This window comes from Chitinophaga sp. MM2321 (assembly GCF_964033635.1).
Taxonomy (GTDB): Bacteria; Bacteroidota; Bacteroidia; order Chitinophagales; family Chitinophagaceae; genus Chitinophaga.
In genome coordinates, this window is the sequence record NZ_OZ035533.1 from 1,362,733 (window position 1) to 1,375,895 (window position 13,163).

The 13,163-nt window shown below is 46.2% G+C and carries 9 protein-coding genes; 6 read left to right on the top strand and 3 right to left on the bottom strand.

Annotated elements, in window-relative coordinates; all coding sequences use genetic code 11:
- The first annotated feature begins 47 nt into the window (after nt 1–47).
- From groL to ABQ275_RS05170, 5 genes are all read left to right on the top strand, one after another.
- The gene (gene groL, locus ABQ275_RS05150) at nt 48–1,685 is read left to right on the top strand and encodes a chaperonin GroEL (RefSeq protein ID WP_349317204.1); all 1,638 of its coding nucleotides are present in this window, start codon (nt 48–50) and stop codon (nt 1,683–1,685) included.
- A gap of 147 nt (nt 1,686–1,832) precedes the next feature.
- Nucleotides 1,833–2,321: an FKBP-type peptidyl-prolyl cis-trans isomerase gene (locus ABQ275_RS05155; RefSeq protein ID WP_349317205.1), complete on the top strand. Its 489-nt coding sequence runs from the start codon at nt 1,833–1,835 to the stop codon at nt 2,319–2,321.
- A gap of 61 nt (nt 2,322–2,382) precedes the next feature.
- Nucleotides 2,383–2,859, top strand: a complete 477-nt coding sequence (locus ABQ275_RS05160) for an FKBP-type peptidyl-prolyl cis-trans isomerase (RefSeq protein ID WP_349317206.1) — start codon at nt 2,383–2,385, stop codon at nt 2,857–2,859.
- 143 nt (nt 2,860–3,002) lie between these two features.
- Nucleotides 3,003–4,430 carry an L-serine ammonia-lyase gene (locus ABQ275_RS05165; protein ID WP_349317207.1) on the top strand — a complete coding sequence of 476 codons (1,428 nt, stop codon included), beginning with the start codon at nt 3,003–3,005 and terminating at the stop codon, nt 4,428–4,430.
- Nucleotides 4,431–4,549: 119 nt separating this feature from the next.
- Nucleotides 4,550–7,357: a hypothetical protein gene (locus ABQ275_RS05170; RefSeq protein ID WP_349317208.1), complete on the top strand. Its 2,808-nt coding sequence runs from the start codon at nt 4,550–4,552 to the stop codon at nt 7,355–7,357.
- Nucleotides 7,358–7,359: 2 nt separating this feature from the next.
- Here ABQ275_RS05170 and ABQ275_RS05175 read toward each other — a convergent pair whose 3' ends face one another.
- Nucleotides 7,360–7,842 carry a hypothetical protein gene (locus ABQ275_RS05175; RefSeq protein WP_349317209.1) on the bottom strand — a complete coding sequence of 161 codons (483 nt, stop codon included), beginning with the start codon at nt 7,840–7,842 and terminating at the stop codon, nt 7,360–7,362.
- A gap of 56 nt (nt 7,843–7,898) precedes the next feature.
- Nucleotides 7,899–10,547, bottom strand: coding sequence for a valine--tRNA ligase (locus ABQ275_RS05180; RefSeq protein ID WP_349317210.1), 2,649 nt, complete (start codon nt 10,545–10,547; stop codon nt 7,899–7,901).
- A gap of 228 nt (nt 10,548–10,775) precedes the next feature.
- Here ABQ275_RS05180 and ABQ275_RS05185 point away from each other — a divergent pair, with 228 nt between their 5' ends.
- The gene (locus ABQ275_RS05185; RefSeq protein WP_349317211.1) at nt 10,776–11,828 is read left to right on the top strand and encodes a hypothetical protein; all 1,053 of its coding nucleotides are present in this window, start codon (nt 10,776–10,778) and stop codon (nt 11,826–11,828) included.
- Nucleotides 11,829–11,891: 63 nt separating this feature from the next.
- On the opposite strand, the gene ABQ275_RS05190 is transcribed toward ABQ275_RS05185, so the two are convergent.
- Entirely contained in the window at nt 11,892–12,908 is a 1,017-nt protein-coding gene (locus tag ABQ275_RS05190; protein WP_349317212.1) for a GntG family PLP-dependent aldolase, read from the bottom strand.
- Between the last annotated feature and the right edge of the window lie 255 nt (nt 12,909–13,163).

Here is a 13,163-nt window from a genome sequence, read left to right on the forward strand (position 1 = left end):
GTTGGGATAATACTCAATTGACGAACATTTAAATTTTTCAAACTATCATGGCAAAACAAATATTCTTCAGCATAGATGCCCGTAACAAAATGAAAAAGGGTGTTGACACCCTGGCAGATGCTGTTAAAGTAACCTTAGGACCTAAAGGTCGTAACGTTGTTATTGAAAAGAAATTCGGCGCTCCTAGTATCACTAAAGATGGCGTTACCGTTGCAAAAGAAATCGAACTGGAAGACGCTATCGAAAACATGGGCGCTCAGATGGTGAAAGAAGTAGCTTCCAAAACTGCTGACCTGGCAGGTGATGGTACTACCACTGCTACTGTTCTGGCACAGGTGATCATTGGCGAAGGACTGAAAAACGTGGCCGCCGGTGCAAACCCGATGGATCTGAAACGTGGTATCGACAAAGCCGTTAGAGTAATTGTTGAAAACCTGAAAAAACAGTCTGAAAAAGTTGGTAACGATAACAAGAAGATCGAACAGGTTGCTTCTATCTCTGCTAACAATGACGCTGAAATCGGTAAACTGATCGCTGAAGCGATGAAGAAAGTTACCAAAGATGGTGTTATCACTGTAGAAGAAGCTAAAGGTACTGATACTACTGTAGAAGTAGTAGAAGGTATGCAGTTTGACCGTGGTTACCTGTCTCCTTACTTCATCACCAACAGCGAAAAAATGCAGGCTGAACTGCAGAATCCTTACATCCTGATCTACGATAAAAAGATCAGCACCATGAAGGACATCCTGCACATCCTGGAAAAAGTTGCCCAGCAAGGCGCTCCGCTGGTAATCATCTCCGAAGATCTGGAAGGTGAAGCACTGGCTACCCTGGTGGTAAACAAACTCCGTGGTACCCTGAAAGTAGCTGCTGTTAAAGCTCCTGGCTTTGGCGACAGAAGAAAAGATATGCTGCAGGATATCGCTACCCTCACAGGTGGTATCGTTATCAGCGAAGAACAAGGTTACAAACTGGAAAATGCTGACCTGACTTACCTCGGTAGAGCAGAATCCATCACAATCGATAAAGATAATACCACCGTTGTTGATGGTAAAGGTGAGAAAAAAGATATCAAGTCCCGTATCGGACAAATCAAAGCGCAGATCGAAGTAACTACTTCCGATTACGATCGCGAAAAATTACAGGAACGCCTGGCTAAATTAAGCGGTGGTGTAGCTGTACTGTACGTAGGTGCTGCCACTGAGGTTGAAATGAAAGAGAAGAAAGATCGCGTAGACGATGCTTTACACGCTACCCGCGCTGCCGTTGAAGAAGGTATCGTTCCTGGTGGTGGTGTTGCTTACATCCGCGCTATCGAATCCCTGGAAAAACTGAAAGGTGATAACGAAGACGAACAAACTGGTATCGTGATCGTTAGACGCGCCCTGGAAGAGCCACTGCGCCAGATCACTGCTAACGCAGGTATCGAAGGTTCTATCGTAGTACAGAAAGTGAAAGAAGGTAAAGCCGATTACGGTTTTAACGCTCGCACAGAAGTATACGAAAAATTACTCGCTGCCGGTGTTATCGATCCAACTAAAGTAAGCCGTATTGCACTCGAAAACGCTGCATCCATCGCTGGTATGCTGCTGACTACCGAATGTGTGATCGCTGACAGACCAGAACCTAAATCTGCTCCTGCTATGCCAGGTGGTGGTGGTCACGGTATGGGTATGGATTACTAGTCATCTATATTATTATCATAGAAAACTCCTGCAGGCTTATGCCTGTCAGGAGTTTTTTTATACAGAAATATCTGTACAACTGTAACTTTACAGGCCACCCTCCGTTAAATAAACGGTACAGCCGTGACCGACCATAAAATATTGCAGATGAACATGATTTTTAAAATAACTGCTGCCTGCCTGCTTATATGCTGCTTCGCCTGTTCCAAAAGCAATGATATGCCCCTTGGAGCCGATGCCATGGAAAGCGTGAAGTCAGAAACAAGTATCCAGGCCTATCTCTTCGCACATAATGAAGTGGCAGAACGTGATCCATCGGGTGTTTACTACAGGATCCTGACCCCGGGAGACAGCATTCACTTCCCTAAACCTACTTCTGTTGTATATGTAAAGTATTCCTATCAGCTTACCACTGGTGCCATAGTGGCCACCTCTTTCGATGTGACCAACTTCAATAACCGCCAACTAAAAAACCATATACCCGGCTGGCAGATTGGGCTGCAAAAAATTTCCAAAGGAGGTAAAATAAGGTTGTATATTCCGCCTGCCCTGGCATTCGGATCTATCGGCGTCCCTAACGTGGTGCCTCCCGATGCCATCCTGATTTCAGAAGTGGAACTGGTAGATATTAAATAGGATTGTTTATTTTCATCATCATTATATTATCAAACAAAATAGTAACCGTAACAGTAACCGTATGAAGAGAGTATTTTTGTTGGGAGGATTATTTCTGATTTTTCTTGCCGCCTGTTCAAAGAAGGATTCTGCACCCGCTTTTGATGAATATGCCCAGTTTCTTTTAGATAGCGCAAAAATTAGCACCTACCTTACTGCTAACAATATCACCGCTACCCACGAAGCAAACAGTATTTTTTACAGGATCATAGATAGTGGAGATGTTAACCTGAAACCTACACGTACCAGCAATATTACCATCGCTTACCTGGGAACCCGGCTGGACGGGAGCGGATTTGACTCCAGCAAATCAGCTAATTTTGATCTGAACAGATTAGTAACCGGCTGGCAGATCGGGATTCCCCTGATTGGTAAAGGCGGTCATATCCAGCTTTACCTGCCATCTTATTTCGCCTACCAGCAGTACGGACAAGGAGCTATAGCCCCTAATACGCCGCTTGTATTTGATATTAAGCTGATAGACTTTATCAATAAATAGCTTTATTTAGTCATTTAATTATTTAGAGATTTGATTATTTAGTTTCAGGAGAGATCTTGTTCTGAGACTAAATAATCAAATCTCTAAATAATTAAATGACTAAATGATTAATGGCCTAATTTTACAGGCAAATCAATCAGGTAGTGGCACACGAATGTATTTCCGTATTCGATATCTTTAAGATTGGCGTTGGCCCTTCGAGTTCTCACACTTTAGGCCCCTGGCGGGCAGCCCTGCGTTTTTTACAGGGATTGGAAACTGCCGGAAAACTGGAAACCGTTACGAAAGTGCAGGTGCTTTTATACGGTTCACTTGCCAAAACAGGCCATGGTCACGGTACTGATATTGCCGTACAGCTGGGGCTTTGCGGCGACGACCCCGTTACCTTTGATGTAAATCAGATTACCCCTAAAATAGATACCCTCCGCCGCACACGTAAAATGTTGCTGGGAGGGAAATATGAGATCGATTTTGATCCGGTAGAAGATATTGACTTTCTCTTTGAAGAATCTTTGCCTTTCCATCCCAATGCACTCGTTTTCCTGGTCACCTTTGCCGATGGCGATACACGCGCATCTACCTACTATTCTATTGGTGGCGGCTTTGTGGTGCAGGAAGGTGAGATAAACGGCGGCGCATCAGATGTAGACCTGCCATTTCCTATTGATACAGCCAGGCAACTCCTGCAATGGTGTATTAAAACCGGCTACAGTATTTCTGAACTGGTTATGGAAAATGAACAGGCCTGGCGCACGGAAGCGGAAACCCGCAGCGGGGTGCTGGATATCTGGCGCGTTATGCAGGAATGCACTTTTCGTGGATGCCATACCACCGGCGAGCTTCCCGGCGGATTAAAAGTAGCGCGCCGCGCTGCTGCACTCAATAAAAAATTACTGAAAGGCCGTGCCTATACTGACTATACTTCCTGGATCAATGCCATCCGTGAAGGTGGTCAACACTTCTCCTATACGCTGGACTGGGTCAGCTGTTTTGCGCTGGCCGTTAATGAAGAAAACGCCTCCTTCGGACGTGTAGTGACTGCACCAACTAACGGTGCTGCCGGCGTAATACCCGCCGTATTACAATACTTCATTGCTTTCTGCGATGGATTTGAGGAAGACAAGATCCTGCAATTCCTCCTGACGGCTTCAGAAATAGGCAGCATTTTCAAAAAACGTTCCACTATCTCTGCCGCCATGGGCGGCTGTCAGGCTGAAATAGGAGTGTCTTCCGCGATGGCTGCTGCCGCCTTGACAGAATGCCTGGGTGGCTCACAACGCCAGGTACTCATGGCAGCAGAAATAGCCATGGAACATCACCTGGGTCTTACCTGCGATCCTATAGGCGGACTGGTACAGATCCCCTGCATAGAAAGGAATACAATGGGTGCCATCAAGGCTATCACGGCCTCGCAGCTGGCATTGCAAAGCAATCCGGAACTGGCAAAAGTTTCATTGGATGCTGTGGTGAAAACGATGTGGGAAACAGCTCTGGATATGAATTCAAAATACAAGGAAACCTCCGATGGCGGACTGGCAGTGAATATCCCTATCAGCCTGAGTGAATGCTGATGTAGACATGACGGATGACGGTGTTGTGAGGGAGATTTTAAATATGATTATATAAAGAAAGAACTATATTTTCGTTGCTATACACTTCGATTCGCAATTTGTAATCCGTAATCCTTTTTATGCGTTTTCTTCTCGGGTTCCTCCTGTTGTCACCTTTTTTCTTGTCAGCACAGCAATTTGGTGGAAACCCGCCTTCGCTGAAATGGCAACAGATAAACACAGATACCGTTCGGGTGATCTTCCCCAAAGGGATGACCTTACAGGGTGAGCGGGTGGCTAATATTGTAGGATACCTGAATCGTTATACCCGCGCTTCTATTGGTAATCTTGAAAAAAAAGTAAACATTGTATTGCAGAATCAAACCATGCAATCCAATGGCTACGTACAGTTAGGCCCTTTCCGGTCGGAATTTTATCTTACTCCTTCTCCTTCTTCCTACGATCTTGGCTCGCTTAACTGGATAGAGCAATTATCGCTGCATGAATACCGCCATGTATTGCAGAACATGAACTTCCGGCAGGGCGTGTCAAAAGTGTTTTCCTATCTCGGTGGAGAGCTGGGACAGGCAGCCGTCACCAACATTGCAGTACCTAACTGGTTCTGGGAAGGAGATGCCGTTATAAACGAAACGATCTTCAGTCCGCAGGGCAGGGGCAGGCTCCCGGCATTTTTTGATGGCTTCCGCGGACTATCACTGGCAGGTAAACAGTACGGCTATATGAAAATCCGGAACGGTTCCTACATTGATTTTATCCCGGATCATTATCCGCTGGGCTACCTGATGACTACTTATGGCCGCACACATTTTGGCAATGATTTCTGGAAAGATGTAACCAGCGATGCAGTCCGTTACCGCGGCATTTTTTATCCTTTCTCCCAAAGCCTGAAAAAAAGAACGGGTAAAAATGTAACCGCCTTTTATCAGGCCATGTTGCAGGAATACCAGCCGTTGTGGAATAAATACGCATCCCGGTCGGATACCACGCCGGCAGTGCCTTTGACGGCTGTTGCCAGACCCGTGACCAACTATAAATATGTATACGCCGCCGGTGAAAATGAATGGATTGTGTTGAAAGATGCCTATAATAAAGTACCCGGTATTTTCCGGTTGCATGCAAACGGCCGGGAAGAATTGCTGGTCAGACCCGGCATTGTTTACGACGACTTCTTCAGCTATAAAAATGGCCGCGTAGTATGGGCGGCAGCACGCTTTGATGTGCGCTGGAGCTGGAAAGATTTTTCCGTCATCCGCGTTTTTGATAACGCTACCGGCACTACGAAAACAGTGTCGCCACGGGGAAAATTCTTTTCTCCTGATATCAGCAGCAACGGGCAACAGGTGATCGTAGCGGCTACCACACCGGATTTGCAGTATAGTCTGCAACTGATCAACACCGCAACCGGGAAGATAGAAAAAGTATTACCCAACCCGGAGAACTGGTATTATACCTATCCGCGCTTTACTGCGGACGATCAGTTTATTATCAGCGCCGTCCGCAACCAACAGGGTGAGATGGCAATGATCAAACAATCCCTGACAACCGGTGAAACGGCCACCCTCACACCTTTCAGCTTTACCGTGCTGGGTACACCGGCTGTGAGTGGAGACACTGTTTATTTTACATCCGGTTATAAAGATGTTAATAACGTATATGCGATCACGTTAGCTGACGGAAAAACCTATGAGGTAACAGACCGCGGCAACAGTGCCCTGCACATGGCAGTGGACCCGCAGCGTGACAGCCTCGTTTTCAGCGAGTTTACCATTAAAGGATATAAGCTGTATCATGCAGCACTGCATCCTATCGGCTGGCAGCAGGTAACTGTTGATAAACCGGCTCACAGCGCATGGTTGCAGCCACAGGAAGCTGATGGCGGCAACATCCTGGGCAAAGTATCACAGGATTCGCTGCCTGTAAAGAAGTACGCACAGTTTACCCGGCCGTTTAACTTCCACAGTTGGGTGCCTTCCTTTAATGACCCGGATTATGGCATCTCGCTTATCGGAGAAAATATTCTGAATACAACGTCTACCAGTATCGGCTATACGTACAACAACAATGAGGGAAGTTCTGACCTGAATGCGTCTTTTACATTCGGTGGCTGGTTTCCATACCTCACTACCGGTGTGGACTATACGATAAACAGGAATGCGCTGATCAAAGACTCTGCACGTATTTACTGGAACGAGCTGGCATGGCATATCGGCTATAGTATTCCATTGAACTTGTCTTCCGGGCTATATAGCCGTGGGCTTACATTTGGAACTAATTATAATCTGCTGCACCGGTATCCGAACGGGAACTTTAAATTTGTTAACAACGACCTGCAATACCTCAGCAACAGGATCATTTTCAGCAACCAGCGAATCAAAGCAAAGCAACACATCTTTACGCATTTTGGTCAGTACCTGGCCTTGCAGTATAATCATTCCCTTGGGAACCCTTATGCAGAACAGTTTTACGGAAGACTGGATCAGTACCTGCCGGGGCTGTGGCCAAACCATAGCCTGGTATTACAGGCGGCTTACCAGGAAAAGGATAAGCTGTTTAATTACAGCTTCACCGACAATTTCGTATATGCGAGAGGGTATAATACACCTTTTTATAACCGTATTTACAAGCTGGCTGCCAACTACCATTTACCACTGGCGTATCCTGACTGGGGCTTCGCACAATTGTTATACTTCAGTCGTATCAGGGCCAACCTGTTTTATGATTATAGTGTAGCGCATGACTTTACGGTAAACAGGGATAACCGCTATGCTTCCGCCGGTACGGAATTGTTCTTCGATACCAGGATAGGAAATACGTTGCCATTCACCTTTGGCATGCGTTTCAGCCATCTATTTGACAGAGATCCGGTAGATAATGCGCAAAACCGGGTAGACTTTATCATTCCGATCCAGCAATTATTCAACTACTAAAATTATTTGACTGCTATTTTGAGCGGGGGCGCTTTGTAGAGCTTATCTCCGGTATACCGGATGATAATTTCATCAAAGTAAAGTATATCGCCTGTTTGTATGGTTTCTTTCAAACGGTTACTCCATAAGGGGGAGAGGCCGGGCGATTTAAAATTATCTCCGGTAAAATCTTTATAGACACCTGGTTGGCCGGTGGTGTCATTCAGGTAAGGCTGATGCTGTTCATAGGTGAAAGCAAAAGATATCACCGGGTAAGTGATATTTTTTTCGTCGCGTACTGCCAATGTAGAATCCAGCAGTTTGATCACCTCGCTTTTAGGAAGGGTATCGCTGAGAAAGAGGCCCCAGCTGCTGCGCAGCTTCATGGGTCTTTTATCGGTTGCCTGGGCTTTTACCGGTGGCGTGCTCTTTTTGCCGGATTGTGCCAATACCGGCGAAATGGCTGTCCCAAAAAAGAAAAGATAAATTAACAGGTGTTTCTGCATGATAGTTACCGGGAAAAAAACCGCCCGGTATAGTAACGACCGGGCGGTTGAAAAAATTATAATGATTTTAAACTTTCCGATATCACGAGGATCTTTGCTTCTGCATCTGCCCTCTTCTGTCGTTCTGCTTCTACTACTTCCGGTTTGGCATTTTGTACAAAACGCTCGTTGGCCAATTTATTTTCTACCGACTTCAGGAAGCCTTGCTGATAGGCAAGATCCTTTAACAGGCTTTCTTTTTGTGCCGCTGTATCCAGTACGGTTTCGGTACCCAGGTAAAATTTATCTTTCTGTATCACCAGGGTGATACAGCCTGGAACCGGCTCCTGTACATAGTTTACAGCTGTTGCATTCACCTGTTTGGCAATCATGCCTTCAATTTGTTTGAAAGCATTATCGTGTTTGGTTTCTATATGCAGTACAATCGGATCTTTTGGTTTGATCTGATTTTTGTTGCGTGCATCACGGATGCTGCTGATCACTTCCTTTGCCAGCGTACCTTCCAGCAGGGTAGCATGTACCGGTGCTGCCGGGCTGCTGAATTGCTTGATCATCAGGATATCATCAGCTGTACGTACTTTCAGTTGCTGGTATATTTCTTCTGTAATAAAAGGCATATACGGATGCAACAGCTGCATCAGTTGTTCAAAGAACCCGATTGTTTTATGGTATACAGCTGCTGGTATGGGTTGTTCAAAACCAGGTTTCACCCACTCCAGGTACCAGCTGCAGAAATCATCCCATATAAGGCTGTAGATAGCTTTCAGCCCTTCACTCAGGCGGAAGTCTTTGTGTAATGCTGCTACTTCTGTCTGTACTTCCTGCAGCCTGCTTTCAAACCATCTTACTGCAAAATCTGTTGCAGCAACATCGGCTGTATCTGCCGACTGGCGCTGTTCCCACATCTTCAGCAGTTTCAGGGCATTCCATATTTTATTACAGAAGTTACGGCCCTGCTCACAGCTGGCATCATCATATAACAGATCGTTGCCGGCAGGAGAGGAGATCATGATACCAAAGCGTACGGCGTCAGCGCCAAAGCTGTGGATCAGTTCCAGCAGATCGGGGGAATTGCCCAGCTGCTTGCTCATCTTGCGGCCTTGTTTATCACGCACCATACCGGTGAAATACACGTCGCTGAAAGGTTTCACTTCTTTAAATTCCAGGCCGGCCATGATCATGCGGGCCACCCAGAAGAAAATGATATCCTGTCCTGTTACGAGTACAGAGGTAGGGTAGTAGTAATTGATGTCTTTATTGCCGGGACTGGAGATGCCGTTGAACACTTCCATGGGCCACAGCCAGGAAGAAAACCAGGTGTCCAGGCAATCTTCATCCTGTATTAGTTCGGCCGTAGTAATGATAATGTTCCTTTTTGCAAACTGCTGTACCGCTTCAGCAGCGGTGGCAGCTACTTCAAAGGAGCCGTCAGGGGTATACCATGCAGGTATTTGTTGTCCCCACCAAAGTTGACGGGAGATACACCAGTCCTTTACATTCTCCATCCAGTATTTGTAGGTGGCCAGGAAGCGGTCGCCGGGATGTATTTTTACATCACCTTCCATCACTGCGTCCAGTGCGGGTTTCGCCATGTCGGCCATCTTCACGAACCATTGGGTAGAGATGCGCGGTTCTACCACAGTGTCGGGGTTACGTTGACTGTAACCCAGGCGGGTAGTATATTCCTGCTCTTTTACCAGCAGATCTGCAGCTGCCAGGGCAGCTATTACTTTCTTACGTGCGGTAAAGCGGTCTTCACCCACAAATATAATGGCGGCGGCACTGAGCGTACCATCATCGTTGAGCGTGTCTACTATTTCCAGGTTATGTTTCAGCCCCAGGTTGTAGTCATTGATATCATGCGCCGGTGTTACTTTCAGGGCGCCGGTACCAAACTCCTTATCTACATAGGTATCAAATATGACCGGTACGCGGCGGTTTACCAGTGGTACGATGGCATAGTGTCCTTTCAGGTGCGCATATCTTTCATCTTCAGGATTTACGCAGATGGCAGTATCGCCCATGATCGTTTCGGGGCGTTGGGTGGCAATGGTGATGAACTCACCGGTAGCTTTGCCTTCACTGTCAGTAACCGCATACTTTACATGATACAGTTTACCCTGCAGGTCTTTGTATTCCACTTCCTCATCGCTCAGGGCTGTTTTAGCCTTGGGGTCCCAGTTGATCATGCGGGCGCCGCGATAAATCAGTCCTTTATTATACAGATCGATAAATACTTTGATGACAGCCTGGTAATAGTGGTCATCCATGGTGAAGGTAACCCGGTCCCAATCGCAGGAGCAGCCGAGTTTTTTGATCTGGTGATAGATAATGCCACCATATTTATCTTTCCATTCAAAAGCATATTTCAGGAACTCTTCACGGGAGAGGGATGATTTCTCAATACCTTTTTCCCTTTTCAGCATATCTACCACTTTCGCTTCAGTAGCAATGGAGGCGTGATCGGAGCCCGGTACCCAGCAGGCGTTGAATCCGCTCATGCGGGCGCGGCGCACCAATATGTCCTGAACAGTTTCATTGAGCGTATGGCCCAGATGTAATACACCGGTAACATTTGGCGGGGGAATAACCACTGTAAAAGGTGGGCGGCCATCCGGTTCAGAACGGAAATAACCATTGTCCATCCAATGCTTGTACCATTTTTCTTCAACCGTTGCAGGTAGGTAGTTTTTCGAAAGTTCCATGCTATTCATAATAATATAAGTCTGCAAAAATAACGGAGATTAGGCATAGATGGAAATTTAAAGGACAAGAATAGTTGCTGTAAAGCTGGATAAACAGTTATCCGGCAAAAAATACCAGATAATAATTATTTGCTGCCAGATATCATTCCATGGAAAGCCCTTCCGGTAGTACTTACTATATTTTGCCTCAAATAGCATTTGAAAATTATTCATTAACTACCAAATACCATGAGAAGAGTCTATCCCAAAGTGCGTATGCATCCATTGAAACAAGCCATCATTGTGTTTCTTCCATTTCTATTTATAATTTCCGGTTGTGCCAAAAAAGGTGATCCGGGACCTGCTGGTGCACAGGGAGCCCAAGGGGCTGCCGGTGTACAGGGGCCTGTTGGACCCGCCGGCGCTAATGGCAGTGTGATATTAAGCGGGGCTGGCGCACCGGCTGCAAATCTCGGCAAAGTGGGCGATTTCTATCTGAATAAAACGAACAGTGATCTTTACGGGCCTAAAGTAACAGCTGGCTGGGGAACACCGGTGTCTTTGAAAGGCGCTAATGGGACTAATGGTACTAATGGCACTAACGGTACCAATGGCGCCACGGGTGCAACCGGTGCAGCGGGTGCTACTATCCTGAGTGGTGCTACCGTTCCGGCAGCCGGTACCGGCAAAGTGGGTGATTATTACCTGAATAAAACCAATTATGATTTTTATGGCCCCAAAACGGCATCCGGATGGGGTGTTGCGCTGAATCTGCGTGGTCCGCAAGGTCCGGCCGGTCCACAAGGCCCTCCGGGTAATGCGAATGTAGTATCAGGTACTTTTACACTGGTGAATACGGATTATGTAGCTGATTACTGGACGATTTCTACCGGGGGAGGTGGTGCACTAGGAATTAACGCAAGGGCTGCCACCAGGAATATTCCGGGAATAACCGCGGATATCTTTAACAACGGTACGGTGCTGGTATATTTAAAAACGCCGGTAAGTCTGGGTACAACGAGCACCGTTTGGGCATCGCTGCCATTTGATATCGGACAGTTTACAACAGGGTATCTTACCAGTTTCAAATATAATTATGAAGCAGGGAAGCTGCGGATCTATTATATGTTTGTGAAAACAGATGCTGCGGCTACTTTTGTTAATGTGTCTGATGCAGTTATTCCTGACTATCAATATAAATATGTGATCATAGCAGGAACCCCTGCTGCCCGTCAGGCTGCACCTCCTGTAGATTATAACGATTACGAAGCCGTAAGGAAGTATTATAACCTGGCGGACTAGATAATATTTTGGGATTTTTTGATTTACTTATTTAAATAAGTAAATCAAAAAATCCCAAAATATTTATCCCATTGCCGCAATGACCTCACATGTTTTTTCTACCATTTCCGGTGTGATATCGAGATGGGTTACCATCCGGACTTGTGTTGGGGAGATGGCGGTAACGAGGATGTCTTCTTTTTTGAGATAGTCAGTGAGCAGTTTGGGTGTCCAGTTGCCGGTTACTTCAAAGATGAGGATGTTTGTTTCTACCGGCAGCATATGGCCGGTGAAGCTTTTTTCCAGCAGTGCCTGTGCTATTTGTTTGGCGTGCAGGTGATCTTCTTCGAGGCGCTGGATATTATTTTCCATGGCATAGATACCGGTGGCAGCCATGTAGCCGGCTTGCCTTAATCCGCCGCCGAACTTTTTGCGGATACCCCTGGCGGATTTTATAAATGATTTACTGCCCATCAGTACGGAACCCATGGGACAGCCCATTCCTTTATTAAGACACACAGAAATACTGTCAAATACCTGTCCGTATGTTTTGGGATCTTGTCCGGTGGCTACCAGTGCGTTGAACAGGCGGGCGCCGTCGAGATGTAGTGCCAGTCCGTGTTCACGGCATACTGCCTGGATCAGGAGTATTTCGTCCCAGTTGTAACAGCATCCGCCACCGCGGTTGGAAGTATTTTCAAGGCATACGAGGCTGGTGCGTGCTTTGTGTACATCATCGGGGTTGATGGCTGCGGTTACCTGTGCAGCGTTGATCATGCCCCTGTCGCCATGGATGGCGTGTACCTGTGCGCCGGAATTAAAAGCAATGCCGCCACCTTCATAAATATATACATGTGCAAGATTACTGCAAACCACTTCATCCCCTGGTATCGTATGTACTTTAATGGCAACCTGGTTACTCATTGTGCCGGAAGGGCAGTAAAGGGCTGCCTCTTTGCCAAAGTATGCTGCCATCATGGCTTCCAATTTATTGATGCTGGGATCTTCACCGAATACATCGTCTCCGGTTTCCGCCTGCAACATGGCCTGTAGCATTCCAGGACCGGGACGAGTAAAAGTGTCGCTACGAAAGTCAATCATATTATTGAAAAATTTGCAATGGCTTTGATGATAAATTAGTTAAGATGCTAATTTAATAATGATTATTTATCAATTGTTAAAATTTGCATAAAGCATGTCCTAACAGGGACTAAGGCACTATAAAATTTCGTTATAATACTGTACTTTGTTAGAACCTGACAAATGAAGAAGGATTTGGTAGAATGATTGGTTAGCACGATCTTTGCAGGCTATTTTAAACAAAAGAATAAAAGCGCGGGAAACTTTGTAAGTTAA

Bases quoted from the DNA above. Each gene is read 5' to 3' on its own strand.
- ABQ275_RS05160 (WP_349317206.1), top strand. From the start codon at position 2,383: ATGAAGAGAGTATTTTTGTTGGGAGGATTATTTCTGATTTTTCTTGCC.
- ABQ275_RS05190 (WP_349317212.1), bottom strand. From the start codon at position 12,908: ATGATTGACTTTCGTAGCGACACTTTTACTCGTCCCGGTCCTGGAATG.
- ABQ275_RS05185 (WP_349317211.1), top strand. From the start codon at position 10,776: ATGAGAAGAGTCTATCCCAAAGTGCGTATGCATCCATTGAAACAAGCC.
- ABQ275_RS05170 (WP_349317208.1), top strand. From the start codon at position 4,550: ATGCGTTTTCTTCTCGGGTTCCTCCTGTTGTCACCTTTTTTCTTGTCA.
- ABQ275_RS05175 (WP_349317209.1), bottom strand. From the start codon at position 7,842: ATGCAGAAACACCTGTTAATTTATCTTTTCTTTTTTGGGACAGCCATT.
- ABQ275_RS05180 (WP_349317210.1), bottom strand. From the start codon at position 10,547: ATGGAACTTTCGAAAAACTACCTACCTGCAACGGTTGAAGAAAAATGG.
- ABQ275_RS05155 (WP_349317205.1), top strand. From the start codon at position 1,833: ATGAACATGATTTTTAAAATAACTGCTGCCTGCCTGCTTATATGCTGC.
- groL (WP_349317204.1), top strand. From the start codon at position 48: ATGGCAAAACAAATATTCTTCAGCATAGATGCCCGTAACAAAATGAAA.